The organism is Lysinibacillus sp. JNUCC 51 (assembly GCF_015999525.1).
Taxonomy (GTDB): Bacteria; Bacillota; Bacilli; order Bacillales_A; family Planococcaceae; genus Lysinibacillus; species Lysinibacillus xylanilyticus.
In genome coordinates this window covers 2,790,697-2,810,609 of sequence record NZ_CP065545.1, presented here as the reverse complement: position 1 = coordinate 2,810,609, position 19,913 = coordinate 2,790,697, and the positions used below count along the sequence as shown (strand labels likewise).

Sequence of the window (19,913 nt, the reverse complement as noted above, 5' to 3'; positions counted from 1 at the left end):
TAGGAAAAAATAGCTGTGGAATTAGAATAAACAAATACGTTGGATAAAAATCAAGCAGGTATTACCTTATGCACTCGGGTGATCTCATTGCCCACAAGGGTATTTCTCATGCTTGTGTAGGGATTTCTTATACTTTTAGATTGATGTTATAAAGGCTATCTCTCACCGAGAGAATTTGCGCAAAAAAACAGCTTTTTTTAACGGATGGCATTCTTATATTTCTTTTTGTATTTAACATCTTCTTCTTCTTCAATTAAACGCCGTGCAATCTCTAGTAGTTTCGGGTCTTTCGTTGCATCGAATAGCTTTTTAAAAGATACAATAATATCATAGCGAATCAACTTCGGGTGCTTTTCGTCTAAGCATATTTGAAATCTTTTCGCCAAATATGATACGACTAAATCTCTTTGTACCTGCCCTGCTAAACCTATTCTCCAAATTGCCTGCAAAGTACGCCTTGCAGTTTCTGTTTTTTCATCATACGTTACTGCCCAAATCTTTAAAAAGTCCTCTAATACTCTTTCTTCAGGATCACTTTTTGCAGCCAACGCGCATAAAAATTGTGCAGCACTTGCACGCACATGTCCATTTTTGTATGTAAGAGCCTGAACAAGTTGTTCCCAAACTGAATATGTCCAATCAACTGGTTCCTGCATAATTTTCATCAGTTCTTCGTATGATTTGTATTGCATATCACGGTCACGCTCTGTTAAATTACTAAAAAGTTGCAAAATCTCTTTTTCCATGATTCATCCCTACCTTTATTGTTTCAGAACGTAAAAAAATGGCGAACTTATAGGTGTTGTCTTAATTTATATAGTTGGTTACTTTACTACTATTAAATTAAAGTCACAAATAACTTTATTTCCAACAAAGATCCCTAATTGTATATCTCAAAATTATCAGAAATGAGGATCACTATGCAAGGAAACATTTCTTTCGACTATTAAAGACAAATTTTACGTGTTAGCTTTATGATTGGAATTGACAAGGAAAATACGCCATAATGACGACAATCATTTTATAAATAAATGTTGTGATCCCTTTCCTCGGCTCCACTTTAGTAAACGGGACTATAATAGTAAATATATCCACCTGTGTAAATTTATTCATCACAGATGTTATTTTACTCATTATTCACCGAGTAGTCGAGCCTAAATTAATAGATAACTATAGATTGGTTTACTCGGAGGATCTTAAATACCATCAAAAAAAAAGTCATCTTTGTAATTTTTCTTTTACAAAGATGACTTTTTTGCTATTTAAATCGTCTATATAATAGTAAGGCTTACTGAATACGACCGAAGCCTACTAAATATTGATTCCACCAATCAAGTGATTCAATGACAACACCTTTATTTTGAGCGTCGATCATCATGTTGTTTCCTAAGTAAATACCTACATGCGCTACGCCTGAACCATAGCTGAAGAATACTAGGTCACCTACACGTGCTTCACTTGCTGAAATACGTTGTGTCGCTAAATATTGTTGTGATGCTGTACGTGGTAAAGATACGCCTGCTTGTTTGTAAGACCATTGTACAAGACCTGAACAGTCAAATCCTGTTGATGGGTTACTGCCACCCCAAACATAGCTACGTCCTAAGAATTGCTTTGCAGTTGAAATTGCATCTCCTGAAGATGCAGTACCTGAACCAGAACCAACAACTACTTTTTGTGGTGAATTTACATCGTTCGCTTTGCTGCTGTTAGCGTTGCTATTGTTATCGTTACTATTATTATTGTTATCGTTGTTGTTTGTTGCTTGTACTACTGGAGTAGTTGCTTGAAGTGCACGTAAACGAGCTGCTTCTTCCTCTGCTGCTTTACGTTCTGCTTCTAAACGTTCTTCTTCTTGTTTCGTTGCAATTTGTGCCTTTAATGCAAGAGATTTCGCTTCATTTTCAGCTTTTTTTACTTCCATTTCGCTTTCCTTTTGTTGAAGCTCTTGGAATTGCTTTTGAAGCTCTTTTTGTTTTTCATCTAATGTTGTTTTTTGTTTCTCTAAGTTAGCCTTATCTACTTCTTGTTGATCTACTAATTCTTGGTCAGCATCCATTAATGTTTTTACCGCTACGACACGGTCCATTAAATCTGCTAAGCTTCTTGCTTCAAGAACAGCATTTAAATAAGTACCCACAGTATTATCTTGAGCTTGGTATGCAGCCATACGATCACTTAGAATGTTTGAACGTTGCTCAATACGTTTTTTAGTATCTACAATATTTGCATCAACTTCTTTAATATCTGCTTGTACTTTGTTAAATACTTTTACTTTTTCATCGATCTCTTTTTGTAGTTTAGTTAATTCTTCATGTAGCTTTTTAACCTCTGTATCTACTTTAGCTTTCTTTTCAATCATTTGTTGAGAAGTTTCTTCTGCGTGCACTACTGTTGGTTGAACTGTATTAAATAATAAGCCGCCAGCTAGTGTTAATGCTAGCACCATCGACTTACGCCATTTATTGCGTTTACCCACGTTATTCTTTCCCTTCACTAGTCAATTTCGCTCTTAGTATTTTTATGTAATCACTGGAACGATTCTATTTATGTTCTTATTTATATTCTTATATTTTATTAGCCTTTTAAAGTTTAGCATTATTAGCATAACTTTTATACTATTTCACGTCTTTTTAATCGTTTAGTAAAACTCGAAACATTCTTGTAACATTCACGTAAATTCTTATAAATTCTACAAAATGACGTTTTATTCTACATAGCAACGATATTAACTGTTTTACCATTAGTCCCACTATTTACTTTGTAATCTTTTTGTAATATTTCTCAAGAACATTTTTAGAATAAAAAAGGGTAAGGGAGCATCTCCCCTACCTCAGAATAGATATAACTAATATGTTTCAATAAACGAAGATTGATTTTCACTTCGTTATGGCGCTTCATTGTTTCATAGAACGTAGCGCCTGGATTGAAAGGCGTACTAAAAGAATAGCACATAAAAATAATCCTAAGTATGCGGCTGTATTTAAGTAAACAGCGTACGCGTCAAGAATAAATTGTGATATTGCTAAAAGTGCTACAGAAATGATTCCAAAGGTAATTCCTACGAGAAGTAAGACTAAACGGGAAAACAAATGTGTTATAAAACGAGCATTATCCTCATCCGAAAAAACATCGTGATGTAAGGTAATTTTCCCACTTTCCACCCGTTGAATGAGCTGGTCAATTCGCCTTGGCATTTTTCGCAATGTCGGAATAAGCATTGCTAATTCTTCTTGTAAACGTTCCTTTGCGGCCATCGGTTCTTTAAATGGCTTCAGGAAGGATGCTCGCATATATGCGGATGAAAAATCTTTCGCTTCCGTAAAAATATCAAAACTTGGATCAATTACCCTTAATGTTCCATCCAATGTTACTAATGAACGCAGCGCTAAACCTACTGTTGGATAAAAGGCAAGATCGAAATCACGAACAACCGTAAATAATGCATGAATTAATTCCTCTGTTGGAATTCGGTCCACGTAAGAGATTTTCAAAAGAATTTGATCAATTGCCTGCTCTATCTTTGCACGCTCTGCATGATCAGCATTTTCAACCAACAATGTTACGCCGTCAAATAAAATACTTGAATCATTTAGATGAATTCCCATTATAACTAGCTTTAATCCCTCTTGTTGTGTAGCTCCCAAACGGCCAACAGCCCCAAAATCAAGTAGTATCGGTGTGCCATCCGTCTCATCAATATGAATATTTCCTGGATGTGGATCTGCATGAAAAATACCCGAAAAAAGCATCTGTTCAAAGAAAGAATATAAAACAGTCCGTGCAAACTGACTACGATTATTTCCAAATCGATTAAACTCAGCCGTAGCATTTGCGACGCTTTTCCCCTGTACATATTCCATGACAATAATATTTTCATTACAATATTCTATATAGATTTTAGGAATCTTCACCTTATAATCGCTTTTAGCAAGAGCATTCGTCACCTGTATAGTATTTCGAGCCTCAATATCTAAATGAGTTTCCTCGCGTAACCCATCGGCAAATCCTTTTGCAAGCTCTCGAAAGCCAAGTGACTCTGCCCATGTTGATTTTTTTGAAAGCCAATTGGCAAACTCCTCTAAAATTTCGAGATCGTCTCGCATAATTCCCTTCACTTCTGGACGTAGTACCTTCACCACGACTTCATCAAAATTTTTCAATCGCGCCTTATGCACTTGTCCAATAGATGCTGCCGCAATAGGCTCCATTTGAAAGCTTGCAAATACTTCATTCATAGGCTTAGGTAGTGAATCTTCTAAAATTTGTGTTACCTGTTCAGACGATAAAGGCTTCACATTATTTTGCAACTTCTCTAACTCGTCAATAAAGATAGGCGAAAACAGTTCCTTACGAGTAGAAAGCACCTGACCAAATTTAATAAATATCCCACCACATTGCTCCAAAGTTACCCTTAATGCAACGGCAAGCTCCTTTTCATTTTCTCGTTGTCTTGCGTATTTAATCGTTTGAACAACGCCATTTGTCACTGCTATTTTTAACACCTGACGCAAACGTTTTTGCTGTCGCCAGTAGCTACGAAGGCGCAATAATAAATTTTTTTTGCCATTCCGACGGTCTCTAGCTGTAATACCACTTGGATCAAAAAGCTCAAAAACGAGATAGAGCAACATCGAGATTAGTAGCATGCAGCCAATCCAAACAAGTGTACTAACCTCTATCACTGTTTGCATCATCGGTTCGTACAAAAAGTCTGTATGACGTAAATAGGTATACCAGTAAACAAAGGACGTTAGTGTCACACTAATGACTACAGAAAGAACCCTGCGCATAAAATTAATGTTTGAACCAATTAATCGACCACTTACAAAATAAATAAGCACTAACACAACAATGATTTGGATTGCAAATTTCAAATATATCAACAGTGGCACCTCCGATGCTACTTCCTAATACTGCTAGTATAACAAATTACGCCCTGTACTTCTTTTATTGTATAGATCTAGAGACCTGAGAAATAGTTACTTTAATAAAGGGTGTGGTTTTATAAAAGTATCTTTATTCGGCATTGAGTTACCATCTATATCTTGAAAAAATAGAGGCAGTCCTTCCGCTAAGATAGGATGTATAACTTTAGTCGGATCTTGTCTTTGATGGTGAATATGCAAATGGGGTTCCGAGGATGAACCGCTATTTCCAACACGTCCTATGAAATCTCCAGGTTCTACAGTATTTCCAACTTCAACTGAAACGCTACCTTTTTTCAAATGATTGAGTAAAAGATACGTACCTGTTTCTTTTATTTTTATGTACACATAATTTCCTTCTATAGACTTAAAATCTCCTGTCCCTGGTGTAATGTCAGCTTCATTATTTGAAACAGCAATAACAATTCCAGAAACAGGTGAGTAAATTTCTTTATTCCATATCCCGTAATCCTCATTGCTTTCACTATTAATACTATATGGTTCCATTACTAAATCATAGGCCCATCTCTCTGATGCCCACACTGCATGAGGCAAATTATCTATAACATCATTACCGCCCCACCCTACTACAGTTTCTGAAGTTAATGGCCATCTTACAGTTATAGATGGATGAGCACGTTCAATAGTGTTCGGGTAAGCAAAAGGAATAATATTCATGGTCATTAGTATTGGAAAAATTAGCATTATGTTTACGACTACATTAATAAACAGCTTTACACTTTTCTGCTTTTTAACTATAGATATAATCGACATAATCAAATTAATCATCAACCCTAGCGCCCCTAGGATTGGTAAAACTAATTTAAGTATTGCCCATGAATACGCTCCATATATGCCTCCAATAAAAAAGACACTGATCCATAACAATAAAATAAATCCCGTTAAAGCACCATTTGTGTAACCATACTTTCGCAACATTTTTTTAATAATAAACTTCCTCCTTATGTCTAAAATCCGTAATAACAATCACCATTACTAAATATAGCAATCGAAGGATAACACGCCTATACGGCCTCAGATGTAGATTTCCATCTTTAGATAAAAAAATACCTTTAGACAAAAATTATCTAAAGGTAAATCGAAACGTATATTATTTCATTCTACTTCATTAGTTAGTGGAAAGCACTTGCTCCCAATTTATTGTGCCATTTTTAACTTGCTCCCGTTTTTCTTTATTCATAATATCATTAGGACGTCCGCCTTTAGGCCAATCTTTACCATGATTACCCCATTCAGGTCGATCCTGCGATAAAATAAAGGCTGCTAAATCAGCGGCATCTTGATCTGTCAAAGTACCTGTTGCACCCACCGGCATATTATTTTTGATGTAGCCAGCCATTTTCGACATTCTCGCCATACCCGCTCCATCATTAAATGAGTCTTTTCCCCATAATGCCGGACCTGTATTAGCACCTGTACCTGAGCCATCAGCTGCGTGACAAGCAATACAAGACTGAGCATATACTTCCTCACCGTTCTTAACATCCGGTATAGGAATGTCCTTCATGGTACTTGTACCTACCCATTCACGCTCCGCCCCGATAGGTACACCTTCTGAAATGTAGGCGAAGTATGAGACCATTGCTTCTAACTCTTTACTATTCATGTCAAATTTCTTACCGTTCATACTACGAACCATACAACCGTTAATACGCTCCTCAATCGTTACAACATCACCAGAGCGTGCAATATATTGAGGATAATTCGCCATAACACCTACCAATGACGAAACTTGCTCATCATAACCCGCCCCTGCATGACAGCTTGTGCAAGACAACTGATTCCCAACATATTCTTCTGCGGCAACATGTGTATTATTTACAAGCTCATAGCCATATAATATCGTTTCCTTCATAGGTCCATCCGGTACTTCCTCAATACTTGGTGGCGCATAGACAACTGACTGAGCAGCTGCTGATGTTGGTATTTTTGTTTGTACAGCGGCTTCTTCGCTTTCTCCTTTAGCATCCCCTAAAATTTTGTCGCTAATGACTGCTCCTACAAAAAGTGTACCTGCTAACAGTACTGTCCCCGCTACTCCTGCTACTATAGGTTTCATCTATAATACCCCCCTTTGTATAATCACCTATATTTTAGCAAAACAGCATGTTTTTCGATGTGAATTTTCTCACACCTCACGTAAATAGAACCATTTAGAGGATAAAATTATGAATTCTTTTGTTCTATAACACATCAAACGAGACTTAATACCTCTTGCAGTATGTATTATTTCCTAATCAATTTCACCTTAACGCAATTGTTGCTGTCGCTTCGCTTTCGCACAGAAAAGATTTGTTGCTGTCGCTTCGCTTTCGCACAGAAAAGATTTGTTGCTGTCACTTCGCTTTCGCACAGAAAATATCCGCTGAATGAGGATAAAAAAATGCCGAGCACAGCATTGCACCCGGCATTATAACGTTCCCTTATAATTTACATTCACCATCAACACAAATAGCTTCACCATCACCTACCATCTTTAGTACCGGCTGAATACCAGCTATCTCTGCTGCTTGATGTAAAGTTCGTACGAAAACCTCAGTTGGCTCTGCACCTTTAATACCGTAACGATTTTCAAAAACAAAGAACGGAACACTTTGTACACCTAATTGTTGGGCATCATAACGATCTCTGTCTAAAGCTTCCCTGAAGTCGTTTGATGCCAGTACACCCTTTGCTATTCCAACGTCTAAGCCTAAATTTTCAATGACTTTTAATAAGAACCCGTCATCGTTTAAGTCTTTTCCTTCTGTAAAATAACCACTCATTAGCTCTTCCGTATAACCCAACTCTTTACCAAACTGTTTTGTCCATTTTGCCAATCGATGAGCTTTTTCAGTATGAGCTGTTTTCATATCTTCAAAATTGTAACGCAAGCCAACCTCTTCGGCCCGCATTGCTATTCCTTTAGTTATTTCCTTTACTTCTTTTAATGTGGAGTTAAATTTCGCAGCCATCCCATCATATAAAGTTGGTGCGTCTTCCTTAGGCGTATGCGGTCCAATTTGATATGTTTTATATTCAATTTCTACCTGCCCTGAATAACCCGCCATGTCAATAGCACGTTCCAATTCCCGTTTTCCAATATAGCAGAATGGACATGTAAAATCCGAAAAAACCTCAATTTTCATATGCTACTGCCTCCTACAATATATCCATCCAAATTTTAATAGCAGTTGCCAATATAAGCACCGCTAAAATAGCTTGTAAAATCTTTGTATTTAATGTTTTCCCCGCTTTTGCACCTAGTGGAGCAGCTACTAAGCTAGCTACAATCATAATGATCGCTGGATAGTAATTAACTTGTCCCGTCATCAATTTTCCAATCGTCCCGCCTATTGAGGATATAAAGGTAATAGCAAGGCTTGTAGCGATTGTCATACGCGTTGGTATTCCTAAAACCACTAGCATAATAGGTACTAACAAGAAACCACCAGCTGCCCCAACAATCCCTGATCCAATACCAACTATAAAGGCTAACACGGCTGCTACTGTTTTATTGAACGTTACTTCATCTAAAGGCTTGTCGTCAATTCGCTTCTTAGGAATAAACATCATCACCGCAGCAATCAACGCCAATACACCATAAACGATGTTAACTCCCTCTTCAGATAAAAATTTGGAGCCATAACTACCAACGAAACTACCTACTAACACAGCACCACCCATATATATAATCAGTGATTTATTTAAATATCCACCTTTTCGATATGCCCATACCCCTGACATAGAAGCAAACAACACTTCTACTGCACTAATCCCCGATACCTCATGTGCTGAAAATGCTGCAAAACCAAGTAAAGGTGGGATATATAATAACATTGGATATTTAATAATTGCTCCGCCAATTCCTAGCATACCTGATACAAACGAACCTACAAAGCCAATTAAAAATATTGTAATGACCCATGCCAAATCCATACTTTCCCTTCTTTCTGGTTACTTCACTAAGGACTAATAATAAATGAAAGGAGGGTTGTTCTACCTTCAAATAGAAGAGACAACCCCCACCAGTCTTAAGCTTTCTGAATAAAGAAAGTAATGACACCAGCATCTTCAGATTTGTCTAAAATTGCATGACCACCTGCTTTTACCCAAGCAGGGATGTCCGCTAGAGCCCCCTTATCTGTTACTTGAACCTCTAAAATTTCCCCTGAAGCTAATGTATCTATCGCTTTTTTTGTTTTCACTATAGGCATCGGACAAGATAAACCCTTTGCGTCTAGTTGTAAGTTTGATTTCATATTTTTCTCCTTTGGAACGGCAAATGTTGTAAGCGATTTTGCCGGTTCTGTTTGTTTTTTCACGACTTTACGAAGGATGAGCGCCTTCGCTTCGCGGTATTAAACGCTATGACCATGCATGCGTAATCATCGCATTTCAACATTCTTTTATAAAATTTAACTATCGAACTGCACAGCGGTTCGGACCAATCTCCATCTCTGTTTGCTCATCCTGCGTTGGGGTAATCTTCCCCATATTTACTTGACGAATTTCTTGATATGCATTTGGCTGTGGAGGCAAATGCTCTGTTACGACACTTCGGAATTCTGCTTCATCTATAATATTTAAGCCGTGATTTTCAGCAAATAATTGTCCAAGATGTTTTGCTACAGTCCCATCTTCATTCAGTTCATCAATAATCATAAAATGAGCCGGTAAAACTATTAAATCATCCGATAATTCTCTGTATCGTTTGTACAGTGTTTCGCGTAAATCACCAACCCAGTCTTCTGCAAGGCCCGCCAAATCAGGGCGTCCAATTGAATCAATAAATAAAATATCTCCAGTTAATAAATACTTACTGTCCACAACAAATGACGTTGAACCAATTGTATGACCAGGCGAATAAATCGCTCCTACATCAATTTTAGAGGCACCAACTTTTACAGTTGTTCCGTCAAGCAAAGGTGTATAGTCAAACACAACCTCTTCCGCATCTTTTGGTGGTAAATAATACGTCGCACCAGTAGTAGCTGCTATATGTCGACCACCAGAAATATGATCAGCATGTAAATGTGTATCGAACACATATTTAATCTTTACATTTTTCTCTTCTGCAAAGCTTGTGAATGCGTCTGTAAAACGCACAGCATCGATAATCGCTGCTTCACCCTCAGAGATGACCATATAAGAAAGGCAACCCTTCCCTAAACGTACAAATTGATAAAGCTCACCACCACCTGTTAAATCTCCAACTTTAATAGGTTCTAAATATTCACTCCACGTTTTCATTCCACCTTCTAAATAAGCCACAGCACGTCCTGCTTCCGATAACATCTCAGCAACCATCAGCGATGAACCTTCTTTCGCACAAACGACTAACACATCTTTATCAGCTGGTATCTTCGGTAAAATATCCTCTACGCCGTCTAACAGCTCAAAATACGGAATATTAAGGTATTCAAATTTATGGCCATCAATTTTCCAATCTTCGAACGCATCTGCATTTCGAACATCTAAAATAAATAATTCTTCATTATTAATTACTTTTTTCGCTACCTGCGCTGCACTCCATTTTAAAACTGACACTCTTATTACCCCCCCAAGGTATAGTTTTGATGATTTTTTTAGCGGAAAGGTTGCCCTCTCCGCCTGTATTGTTAGTTTAGCTTCAAATTAATTAGAATGTTAATGACGGTGCTGCATCTTTTGCAAACTCTAAGAACGTCACGGCTCCCCCGACCTCGATACCTTCAACAAAATCATCTTTCGATAAGCCCATTACATCCATAGTCATTTGACACGCGATAAATTTCACACCTAATTCTTGTGCCATTTCCACTAATTGAGGAATTGCCGGTACATTAGCTTTAGCAAACCCTTCTGCATAATGCTCCGCTCCCGCAGGCATAGGTAAAGCATGCATTCCTTGTTTATGAATTAAATTTAGCCCTTCGAATGTAAAGAAGATAGCTACTTCTTTCTCTGTAGCCGCCGCTGCCGTTGCAATATTGAACACCTTATACGCATCGAAAAGACCACCGTTACTTGCAATAATCGCTACTTTATTTGACATAATAAATTCCTCCTAAATGTTTTTTTGATCAATTATGTCCCGGCATAATTGCGTCCGGAATCGGCTTTGTGCTTGCACAAAGAGCTCCTTTCCGATTCCGTGACATCCGCCGGAGGCTTTAGCCCAACACGAGGTTGGTCACTCAGTCGTTGCCACAGGACGTGGCGTTCTTAGACTGAGTTCCTCTATTTCAGCGGAGCTGAAAGAAGTTAAATCACCCGTCCAGGAAGTCATACCTGGTAGAGCGTTAAATACCTTTGTAAAGCCGTGTGCCGTAAGCTTTTGAGCAGCTAAATCACTACGCTTTCCTGTTCGACATACGACATAAATCTCTTGCTCTTTATCAAGTTCAGAAAGACGTGCATCTAGTTCACCCATCGGAATAGATTTCGCTCCCTCGATGTGTCCAAAAGCAAACTCTGCCTCCTCGCGAACATCGAGAATAAGACCTTCTCTTTCTATCGCCTCTCCTAACCCAATTGTTCGTTCAAATGTTTGCTCATCCGTTGTGCCGTCTGAGCATTTACGAATGTAGTGTTTAAGCACACCTTCTTCTTCCACTGTCCCAATGTATTGATGACCCACAGATTCGGCCCATGCAGCAATATCCGCCTTCGAGCCCTTATCTGTTGCTGATACTTCTAAAATTTGACCATCTACTAAATCAGCCATCGCCTTTTTCGTTTTAACAATCGGCATAGGACAAGAAAGCCCCTTGGCATCTAGTTGAAAATCCGCCTTAATACTCATAACTTCCTCCCTCATACCTACATGGGTATTATTTTTACTAAAAAAATATAGCAAACGCTACAGGTTCCATGGATCTTCTTACTTTACTTCACCATCCCAAGCAAGCATGCCACCAACCATATTAGATACATCGAAGCCTTGGCTTTCTAAAAACTGAGTAGCACTGCCACTACGACCACCTGATCGACAAACCATAACATATGATTCATTTTTATTTAGCTCATGCATACGAAATTCAAGTAAGCCCAGTGGGATATGAATAATTCCTGGAATGTGACCTGACTCCACTTCATCTACTTCACGTACATCAACTAAATTAATTGCCTGACCTTGCTCTAAAGCTTGTTGTACTTCCTTTGTTGAAATTTCCTTCATGCCGTTCTCCTCCTAATACGCGCTCATGCCTCCACGGACATTTGTTACACGTTCAAATCCTTGTTTTTTTAATTGCTTACACGCCTGACTACTACGCATCCCACTTTGACAAATAACCACTACCTCTTTATCCTTCGGTAATTTATCAAAACTTGAACCAAGTGGCATATTTTTAAATTGCGAGATATTACGACCCTTATATTCAGCTGGTGTACGGACATCGATAAAAACTTTATCCTTATCATGCAAAATATTTTTCAATTGCGCCGCCGAAATTGACTGCACTCCTTTCGCCGGTTTCATTCGCCAAACGAAAAACGCTATAACAACGGCAAGTAAAATCCACATTCCCAAGTAACACTGCCTCCTTCCGCATACTATTTAGGGTATATAAATTTATCTGCTTTTCACGACTAAATCCATCGCTTCTTGGATGACTATATTCACTTTTTCCGCATCCCCTTCAGCAGTCGTTACACATTCCAATAAATTTTCACTTACAATTACTCCAATAGTCCGATCAACCGCAGAACGCACGGCAGATAGCTGTGTAATCACATCTTTACAGTTTTTTTCTTCTTCCATCATGCGTAAAACACCACGTAATTGACCTTCTATTCGCTTCACTCGATTAGCTGTTTTTGTACCGTAAGCCATACTATCACGCCTCCTTTCATAACGATCGATTGAACTTGCTTACGTGATTCATAATATACCCCATTAGGTATAATGTCAACATGCAGGCTCGAATTTTTTTAATCAGCCTCACAACGTCATTTCCCTCTTGTATCAACGTTTTATCTGTCCCTTTCAGATTGTTACCTTTATTTTCTTATCTTTCAGTTGCAAAAAAAAATGCGAGAAATCCGACGATTTTATCATCGAATTTCCCGCTTAAATAGACTTTGGGAAGACTTATTTCTTTTTAATAGTTATTGTCCAAGCAGCTTCGCCAACTTGTTCATACTCTGTTACCTCGTGCCCTTCTTCAGCAGCCCAACGAGGAATGGATTCTGTACCTTGTGTGCAATCAAATTGCACTTCTAATTCATCGCCTGAATTTAAATCTTTTATAGCTTCTTTTGCTTCTACTAAAGGAAATGGACAAACCATCCCCATCACTTCTAATGTTCTTTTCATATAAAAACACTCCTTTTTTACGCTGTTATTACGCGAGCGGCTTGCTTAGCTTTTTTACTTGGTCGAACGAATACAAAGTAAGATGCTGTCCATGTACCTAAAATCATAAATCCTAATGAAATCCAACCTTGCCAAGTCATCATCGCTGTCATCACCAATCCATTACCAATTGAGCAACCTCCTGCTAGACCTGCGCCTAATCCCATCAAAAGTCCACCACAAAAGCTGTTAATCGCTGTTTTTGTATCTGGAATACGGAATCTAAATTCACCACTCATTTTTGCTGCGAATAATGATCCTAAAAAAATCCCTAGCACTAGGAAAACACCCCAGTTGATGAAGCTTATTTGTCCAGTCACTAAAAATTGCAAAATATTAGCAGAAGGTGTTGTAATGCCTAATCCACCTATGCGACCAGTAGCAACACTTAATGGCCACGCTAAAGTCGCAATCACACCAATAATTGTTGCAGTAATAAATGGATGCCAACGTTTTTCAAATAAAATATGCGCTAATCCCGTTTTCTTCGGCTTTAACCCTGGGATCTTCACTCGTGGTTTCTTTAGCTCACGGTAAATGATAAAAGCAACAACTACTACAAAAATCGTTATAATCAACCAGTTGTTTACGCCAATTGTCTCGGCAATAGAATTACTTTCAATGCTCGTTTCTTTAATAGCCTTATCCATTGGCAACAATACGCCCGATTTCACCATTGCTGCTACAAGCATATAACCAGCTAGCGCAATCCAACTGCCAATTAAACCTTCTCCTGCACGATACCAAGTCCCTGTTGCACAACCACCTGCAAAAATAATGCCAATTCCAAAAATAAATGAACCAACAATAACAGCTACGATTGGTAAAGAACCAGCATTGAATTCAAACACCTTCAAACTAATTAATGTATATACACCCACACTTTGAATTGCTATTGCAATAAGTAATGCGTAAAACATACGGTTATCTTTTGCCAAATACATATCGCGGAATCCGCCAGTTAAGCAAAAACGCCCCCGCTGCATAACAAATCCAAGCAAAGCTCCACAAATAAGTCCTGTAATAATCATTTGACCCATTTACCATTCCCCTTCCGATATCCTAGTATTCTTATAAGGTATATTACCACTTGTTTTACTATGAATTCAATTACTTTTTTTTACAACTTTGAAAAATCTAATAATTTTTCGTATCTATGCATGCAAAAACCCTTGCTACAAGTGCAGATAACCGCTTCTTATAACAAGGGTCTGTATATTTTTAATTCCCCACATCTCAAGGATCCGGATGAAACGCATCAAATACAACTTCTTACTAATACATCTCTTCGAAAAATTTGTAATTATAACATCCCTCCATTTTGTATTTAACCTATAGAATTACAATGTTTTAAAGGTTAAAAATACTTTTATTCAGTTTTGTGATAACATGTTCATGAAATTCCGGTAATTCCTTTAACGGCTCTTTAAATGTAATTAGCACCTTTTCAATACCAATGCTACTTAATTCTTGTAATTTAGTAGCTACTTCATCATAACTACCGATTAACCCTGTACGAAAACCTTCATTATTAGCTACAAAATCACTTAACTGAGTGGCATTTTTCCACATCCCTAACGTTTCTTTGCGATTCTGGAACTGCAGGATTGCTTCCTCATCGGCATGGTCAATAATAGATTGAAATTCTTGGAACGCTTCTTCAGAAGTTTTACGGGCAATCACAAATCCATTAACAGCAAATTTTATCGTCCGACCATTTTTTTTTGCTATCTCTGTTACATTTTCAATCTGTTTTTGCAACTCTACAATCGGAGCTCCGTTCATAAAATAAACATCACTGTGCGCACCCGCCATAACTTGAGCGTCCTCTGAATTACCGCCTTGATAAATTGGAGGATATGGCTTTTGAATTGGTTTTGGTGTAAGCGTCGCATTTTTTATTGTATAGAAATCTCCCTCGTAGCTAAAGTTATCTTGTGACCAAAGACCTTTCAATACCTCTAAATACTCTGTTGAACGGCGATAGCGATCTTCGTGGTTGATCCACTCAATACCAAAGGTTTCTTGTTCTTTTTTAAACCAGCCACTCACTAAATTAATATGAAATCTCCCATTTGAAATGACGTCTATCGTTGAGCCTATTTTGGCTAAAGTTGCCGGATGGATGAACCCAGGCAAAACAGCTGCTATAAAGTGAATATTTTTCGTTTCAGCAAATAACGCTGCCGCAATCGTTAGGGCATCCAGCTGTCCTTCTTCAGCACTACCATTACCACCAATATTCCCTATATATCGAATCGGAAATAAAACAGCATTTATATCTAACTTTTCAGCTAATTTTATCAATTTCTGATTGTACTCAAAGCTTCCTTCTGTATTTTGCTCTATCCTAGAACGTAAAAATCCACCTGCTAAATTTGCGCCCCAAATAACAAATTCCATTCAACGATCACTCCATTTATTCAAATAATGGCAATACCTTTTCACCGAAAATTTCCGCTTCCTCTTTATGAGGGAAGCCCGATAAAATAAAGTGCGTTACACCGATATCAATATACGCTTGCAATCCTGCTTTCACTTGCTCTGGTGTACCAACAATGGCGGTTCCTGCACCTTTTCGAATTTTCCCAATACCTGCCCAACTGTATTGATCAAATCGCTCGTTTTCAGCAGTAAGAACGTTCATTCTTTTTTGAGCCACGGAATCTACCGTTTCATAATATCGATTAAGATTCGATTGTACAGGGTTATCAATTTTACTAATAATGTTATAAGCAGCATCCCAAGCCTCTTGTTCTGTATCCCGTACAACTATATGAATTCGAATACCGTACTCTAATTGACGATTATACTTTTTAGCTCGATTTTCAACGTCTTGAATTTGCTCCTGAATGCCTGCAATTGGCTCCCCCCATTGCAAATAAACATCTGCAGCTTTAGCAGCTATTTCCTTAGCCACATCGGAAGAACCGCCAAAATAAATAGGAATCCCTTTTTCTTGATAGAGAGCAGGAATCAACTTTCCTTCAGTTACATTAAAAAACTCGCCATCATGATGAAACGATTCTCCTCGCCATGTTTCTTTCACTACAGTTAAAAATTCATCTGTACGTTCATAGCGTTGTTGATGTGATAAATAATCACCGTCTTGGGCTAGCTCTTTTTCTGAACCTCCAGTTACAACATTGACCAACACTCTTCCCTTCGAAAATTGATCTAAAGTTGCTGCCATTTTAGATGCAACTGTCGGTGAAACAAAGCCGGGTCTAAATGCAATTAACGGTTTTATATACTTTGTCTTATGAATGATAGCAGACCCTACAAGCCATGAATCTAAATATGGAATACCTGTAGGAATCAAAATCCCTTCAAATCCTGCTTTTTCTGCCGTTTGAGCTACATCTACTAAATACTCAAAGGTCGGCTCTCTTTCAGGCTGCTTTAACCCTAAATACCTTCCATCTCCATTTGTAGGAGCAAACCAATAAAAATGTGGTTTCATAGTACTCTCTCCTTACCTAATTAAATTCTTCAACTAACTTTAACAGTCGGTCCTTTTCACTATAGTTTTGATATTGCGCTGCAAAGGTACGAACAGGATCACCTGAATAAAAACGTTCATATAATTCGTGACGCGCTCCAAGCTGACTACCTATTAAATCCCAAGCTAGTTTAATAAACTTGGTTCTTGAAAATGCACTTGTATGTGTACCTCCATAATACGCCTGTAACTTGTCAGCTATTGGCCCATCGATTTCTTGAATAGTAGATGGCACTTGCAGTAATCCACTTGCTCCAATTTGCTGTAATATTTCCAAAGCACGTGGATAATAACGTGTACCTAAATTTCGGGCAGTCGTTAAAAATCGTTGTTTAGGTAGATAAATTCCATTGTGTTCGACAGCTTCATATTCAGCCGCATTTAATAAACCCTTTATAGTTTCTAACTGTATGATTAGCTCACTTAATTTCTCTTTTACATGTAAAAACTCCGTCACTCCAGCTGTTTCGGCTAATTCGTTGCCAATTGCTACTACAGATTCTAATTTACTAATCAGGCGTACAACCGTTTGATGCTGACTTAACAAGGATGATGCCGTTTCAATTCGCAGCTTCCAAGCTAATTCAGGATCTTCTGCTACCAACACCTTTTCCCAAGGGATTAGAACATTATCAAAAATTAAGACAGCATCCATTTCATCAAAACGAGAGCTTAAAGGATGGTTGCTTGTATCAGTAGAAGCAAACGATTCTCGACATACCATATGTAGCCCTTGAGCTGAGGTTGGAACATAAAATATATTTGCCATTGGCGCTTCGTCTAATCCTCGCTTATGATAAGAGGTTATGAGCAATTCATCTACATATGGCGCTGCTGTAGCAATTGTTTTGGCACCGCTCACAAAAATTCCTTCTTCATTTTTAGTAACTACACGCAACTCCCCATGCTCTATCTCTTCTACAGATTTAGAACGGTTCTTTTGCGGGTCATGTGCTGCTACCGTTGATAATAAATCTAAATCACGTGCCGCTTCGTATAGTTTTTCAAGCTTTGTTGCAATGCCCGGTGACAAAACATCTAATTGTTGTCTACTTGCATACCAACCTACTAACTGCGAACGAGAATATTCGGATAAACGGCTCATCACCCCAAATGTTTCATCTACCCAGCATTTATAAGCTAAACTTTTCCTTTTCAAATCATTGATTGATGTTGGAACTAAAAAAGATAAATGAGCATTTGCACCTTTTTCCGTTTCATACGTTAAAATCGATTTTGTCGGCTCCACTGTTTGTAAATTTAATAAATGCTGTATTGTTTGAACAGTCCCTTTAAAGGCCTTATGGTTTTCTAAATCATTAACAATCTCCCCTTCTAACCAAACTGTTCGCCCATTATTCAACCTCTGCAAATACGGAATCGGCGTATTCATCTTCGTTTACCTCCCTTTCAATCAAATTAATCAAAAAATGATTTAACTTATTTTTCAAATAGGACTTATCATAAGTTTCATACTGCAATGCATAAACCCGAATTGGATCTCCCGTGTAGAACCGTTCGTATAAATCGTGACGTGAGCCAAGTTGACTGCCAATAAGTTCCCACCCGATTCTAAATAAATTTTCTTTTGTTCGTGCATCTACCTTAGCCCCTTTATAGTATTTAGAAAATAACGGGTATAATTCATGATTTTCTAAAATCGGAGTTGACGATAATTGAATAAAGCCTCCTGCACCAATCTGCTTTAAAATATCTAGAGCATGGCTATAGAAATGGGTACCTAAATTTCTTGCTGTTTGTAGCGGAGTAATATTAGGTAAATAAACATTCTGCTCATTTAGATGCCCTTCTTTTTCTGATGAAATTAATAAAGCTTCAATACTATCAATTTGTGTATAAAGCTCCCCTATTTTCTCCTGAACATGTAGAAAGTAATCTGCACCAATTGATTGAGCTATTGCCGTTGTAACTCCAGCAATAAATTCTAATTTTGATAGCAAACGAACCACCGTTTGATGCTGTGCTAGCGCATCGAGTTGCTGATGCCGATGAGCTTTCAATACGCCTTCAGGTGAACCCTTAATAAGCACCCTATCCCACGGAATTAGAACATCGTCAAATAATAAAACAGCGTCCATTTCATCGAATCTTGAACTTAATTTATGATGCCCTTTATTTGAAGCAAATGATTCTCGACAAACGATTTGTAGTCCAGGTAAGTTTAATGGCACAATAAACATATTTGCTTGTGCTATTTGACTTGGTGATAATTTTTGCGGAGAGGTGACAATGACATCATGTGCATAAGGAGCACCAGTTGCAATCATTTTAGCCCCTCGTACAACTACCCCCTCCTCGGTCTCCCGTATAATACGCAATAATGCATCTTCATCTTGCTCTTCTGCTGGTTTCGAACGATTAATTTGTGGATCCAAAATTGCAGTAGTAACAATTCGCCGCTCGTCTCTAGCTAACTCATAATATTTCGTTATTTTTTCAACGAACCCAGCATCATATTGCGCAAACTGATGACGATCCAAATAGTATCCGGTGATTAGAGAATTAGCATAATCTGATAAACGGCTCATCACTCCATAGGTTTTATTCGACCATAGAGCAAATGCTTTCTTACGTTTTATTAAATCCTCATAGCTACGTGGAATATAAAATGCACTATGAACAAACCGATTACTTTTCGGACTTTTAAAACCAGCAATACTTTGATTGTTCTCATCATCTAGAAGTGCTAATAAATACGTGATAGTTTCTAATGTCCCCATAAAGGCTGGATGAGTTGTTACGTCCACTTTTACTCCGTCCAGCCACACACTTCTTCCATCTTTCAAACTTCCACTAAAAGACATTTATTATCTCCAACTCCTTTTTCATGAACACAAAAAGCTCCCACCAAATCTCCTTCGCAAATCTACGCTTAAGACATTAATGAGAGCTCCATTTTTATGGTCACTATGAATATTTTTTATGGCCAATAAAAAACAAAATCGGAGCTTTTAGTCCTAAAACCAAAGCTCCGATTTTTTCAGTCGCCACATTATATAAATTAATTTACATATTAAACCAAATAAAACCAATAAGTCAAGTATATTTTAAAAATCATTTATCAATTATGCATCGACATAATTACGTCCGAAGACTTTAGGCAAACAATTGTTTTTTGCGC

At 37.8% G+C, this 19,913-nt stretch carries 20 protein-coding genes; all 20 read right to left on the bottom strand.

Annotated features, from left to right (window positions below; all coding sequences use genetic code 11):
* Positions 1-197: 197 nt before the first annotated feature.
* Positions 198-746 (bottom strand): hypothetical protein, encoded by a 549-nt coding sequence (locus tag JNUCC51_RS13630; protein WP_337988517.1) that lies wholly within the window; start codon positions 744-746, stop codon positions 198-200.
* Between the two features lie 542 nt (positions 747-1,288).
* Positions 1,289-2,479 (bottom strand): C40 family peptidase, encoded by a 1,191-nt coding sequence (locus JNUCC51_RS13625; RefSeq protein ID WP_337988516.1) that lies wholly within the window; start codon positions 2,477-2,479, stop codon positions 1,289-1,291.
* Positions 2,480-2,897: 418 nt separating this feature from the next.
* The gene (locus JNUCC51_RS13620; RefSeq protein WP_337988515.1) at positions 2,898-4,886 is read right to left on the bottom strand and encodes an ABC1 kinase family protein; all 1,989 of its coding nucleotides are present in this window, start codon (positions 4,884-4,886) and stop codon (positions 2,898-2,900) included.
* A gap of 96 nt (positions 4,887-4,982) precedes the next feature.
* On the bottom strand, positions 4,983-5,717 hold the full coding sequence (locus tag JNUCC51_RS13615; RefSeq protein WP_337992230.1) for a M23 family metallopeptidase: 735 nt from the start codon (positions 5,715-5,717) through the stop codon (positions 4,983-4,985).
* A 340-nt stretch (positions 5,718-6,057) separates the two neighbouring features.
* Positions 6,058-7,008 (bottom strand): c-type cytochrome, encoded by a 951-nt coding sequence (locus tag JNUCC51_RS13610; RefSeq protein WP_337988514.1) that lies wholly within the window; start codon positions 7,006-7,008, stop codon positions 6,058-6,060.
* A 364-nt stretch (positions 7,009-7,372) separates the two neighbouring features.
* Positions 7,373-8,077, bottom strand: coding sequence for a DsbA family oxidoreductase (locus tag JNUCC51_RS13605; protein ID WP_337988513.1), 705 nt, complete (start codon positions 8,075-8,077; stop codon positions 7,373-7,375).
* A gap of 13 nt (positions 8,078-8,090) precedes the next feature.
* Complete coding sequence (locus JNUCC51_RS13600; protein ID WP_337988512.1) at positions 8,091-8,867, bottom strand: sulfite exporter TauE/SafE family protein; 777 nt, start codon at positions 8,865-8,867, stop codon at positions 8,091-8,093.
* 95 nt (positions 8,868-8,962) lie between these two features.
* Positions 8,963-9,190 carry a sulfurtransferase TusA family protein gene (locus JNUCC51_RS13595; RefSeq protein WP_049663237.1) on the bottom strand — a complete coding sequence of 76 codons (228 nt, stop codon included), beginning with the start codon at positions 9,188-9,190 and terminating at the stop codon, positions 8,963-8,965.
* Positions 9,191-9,350: 160 nt separating this feature from the next.
* Complete coding sequence (locus tag JNUCC51_RS13590) at positions 9,351-10,478, bottom strand: MBL fold metallo-hydrolase (RefSeq protein WP_337988511.1); 1,128 nt, start codon at positions 10,476-10,478, stop codon at positions 9,351-9,353.
* Positions 10,479-10,569: 91 nt separating this feature from the next.
* On the bottom strand, positions 10,570-10,965 hold the full coding sequence (locus JNUCC51_RS13585) for a DsrE/DsrF/DrsH-like family protein (protein ID WP_337988510.1): 396 nt from the start codon (positions 10,963-10,965) through the stop codon (positions 10,570-10,572).
* Positions 10,966-11,103: 138 nt separating this feature from the next.
* The gene (locus JNUCC51_RS13580; protein ID WP_337988509.1) at positions 11,104-11,715 is read right to left on the bottom strand and encodes a sulfurtransferase TusA family protein; all 612 of its coding nucleotides are present in this window, start codon (positions 11,713-11,715) and stop codon (positions 11,104-11,106) included.
* A gap of 78 nt (positions 11,716-11,793) precedes the next feature.
* Entirely contained in the window at positions 11,794-12,090 is a 297-nt protein-coding gene (locus tag JNUCC51_RS13575) for a rhodanese-like domain-containing protein (RefSeq protein WP_337988508.1), read from the bottom strand.
* 12 nt (positions 12,091-12,102) lie between these two features.
* Entirely contained in the window at positions 12,103-12,438 is a 336-nt protein-coding gene (locus JNUCC51_RS13570; protein ID WP_443137000.1) for a rhodanese-like domain-containing protein, read from the bottom strand.
* Positions 12,439-12,486: 48 nt separating this feature from the next.
* Positions 12,487-12,747, bottom strand: a complete 261-nt coding sequence (locus tag JNUCC51_RS13565; protein WP_337988506.1) for a metal-sensitive transcriptional regulator — start codon at positions 12,745-12,747, stop codon at positions 12,487-12,489.
* A 258-nt stretch (positions 12,748-13,005) separates the two neighbouring features.
* The gene (locus JNUCC51_RS13560; RefSeq protein ID WP_049663225.1) at positions 13,006-13,230 is read right to left on the bottom strand and encodes a sulfurtransferase TusA family protein; all 225 of its coding nucleotides are present in this window, start codon (positions 13,228-13,230) and stop codon (positions 13,006-13,008) included.
* A gap of 17 nt (positions 13,231-13,247) precedes the next feature.
* Complete coding sequence (locus tag JNUCC51_RS13555) at positions 13,248-14,309, bottom strand: YeeE/YedE family protein (RefSeq protein ID WP_337988505.1); 1,062 nt, start codon at positions 14,307-14,309, stop codon at positions 13,248-13,250.
* Positions 14,310-14,619: 310 nt separating this feature from the next.
* Entirely contained in the window at positions 14,620-15,672 is a 1,053-nt protein-coding gene (locus JNUCC51_RS13550; RefSeq protein ID WP_337988504.1) for an LLM class flavin-dependent oxidoreductase, read from the bottom strand.
* A gap of 16 nt (positions 15,673-15,688) precedes the next feature.
* Positions 15,689-16,732 carry an LLM class flavin-dependent oxidoreductase gene (locus JNUCC51_RS13545; RefSeq protein ID WP_337988503.1) on the bottom strand — a complete coding sequence of 348 codons (1,044 nt, stop codon included), beginning with the start codon at positions 16,730-16,732 and terminating at the stop codon, positions 15,689-15,691.
* Between the two features lie 16 nt (positions 16,733-16,748).
* A complete protein-coding gene (locus tag JNUCC51_RS13540) occupies positions 16,749-18,164 on the bottom strand; it encodes a 4-hydroxyphenylacetate 3-hydroxylase N-terminal domain-containing protein (protein ID WP_337988502.1) in 1,416 nt (471 codons plus the stop codon).
* Positions 18,127-19,596, bottom strand: coding sequence for a 4-hydroxyphenylacetate 3-hydroxylase family protein (locus JNUCC51_RS13535; RefSeq protein WP_337988501.1), 1,470 nt, complete (start codon positions 19,594-19,596; stop codon positions 18,127-18,129). Before JNUCC51_RS13535 ends, JNUCC51_RS13540 begins: the two co-directional genes overlap by 38 nt.
* Between the last annotated feature and the right edge of the window lie 317 nt (positions 19,597-19,913).

Coding starts and splice junctions, on each gene's coding strand:
- JNUCC51_RS13595 (WP_049663237.1), bottom strand. CDS start 9,190: ATGAAATCAAACTTACAACTAGACGCAAAGGGTTTATCTTGTCCGATG.
- JNUCC51_RS13570 (WP_443137000.1), bottom strand. CDS start 12,438: ATGTGGATTTTACTTGCCGTTGTTATAGCGTTTTTCGTTTGGCGAATG.
- JNUCC51_RS13550 (WP_337988504.1), bottom strand. CDS start 15,672: ATGGAATTTGTTATTTGGGGCGCAAATTTAGCAGGTGGATTTTTACGT.
- JNUCC51_RS13615 (WP_337992230.1), bottom strand. CDS start 5,717: ATGATTAATTTGATTATGTCGATTATATCTATAGTTAAAAAGCAGAAA.
- JNUCC51_RS13605 (WP_337988513.1), bottom strand. CDS start 8,077: ATGAAAATTGAGGTTTTTTCGGATTTTACATGTCCATTCTGCTATATT.
- JNUCC51_RS13545 (WP_337988503.1), bottom strand. CDS start 16,732: ATGAAACCACATTTTTATTGGTTTGCTCCTACAAATGGAGATGGAAGG.
- JNUCC51_RS13575 (WP_337988508.1), bottom strand. CDS start 12,090: ATGAAGGAAATTTCAACAAAGGAAGTACAACAAGCTTTAGAGCAAGGT.
- JNUCC51_RS13540 (WP_337988502.1), bottom strand. CDS start 18,164: ATGAATACGCCGATTCCGTATTTGCAGAGGTTGAATAATGGGCGAACA.
- JNUCC51_RS13630 (WP_337988517.1), bottom strand. CDS start 746: ATGGAAAAAGAGATTTTGCAACTTTTTAGTAATTTAACAGAGCGTGAC.
- JNUCC51_RS13535 (WP_337988501.1), bottom strand. CDS start 19,596: ATGTCTTTTAGTGGAAGTTTGAAAGATGGAAGAAGTGTGTGGCTGGAC.
- JNUCC51_RS13585 (WP_337988510.1), bottom strand. CDS start 10,965: ATGTCAAATAAAGTAGCGATTATTGCAAGTAACGGTGGTCTTTTCGAT.
- JNUCC51_RS13600 (WP_337988512.1), bottom strand. CDS start 8,867: ATGGATTTGGCATGGGTCATTACAATATTTTTAATTGGCTTTGTAGGT.
- JNUCC51_RS13565 (WP_337988506.1), bottom strand. CDS start 12,747: ATGGCTTACGGTACAAAAACAGCTAATCGAGTGAAGCGAATAGAAGGT.
- JNUCC51_RS13610 (WP_337988514.1), bottom strand. CDS start 7,008: ATGAAACCTATAGTAGCAGGAGTAGCGGGGACAGTACTGTTAGCAGGT.
- JNUCC51_RS13580 (WP_337988509.1), bottom strand. CDS start 11,715: ATGAGTATTAAGGCGGATTTTCAACTAGATGCCAAGGGGCTTTCTTGT.
- JNUCC51_RS13555 (WP_337988505.1), bottom strand. CDS start 14,309: ATGGGTCAAATGATTATTACAGGACTTATTTGTGGAGCTTTGCTTGGA.
- JNUCC51_RS13560 (WP_049663225.1), bottom strand. CDS start 13,230: ATGAAAAGAACATTAGAAGTGATGGGGATGGTTTGTCCATTTCCTTTA.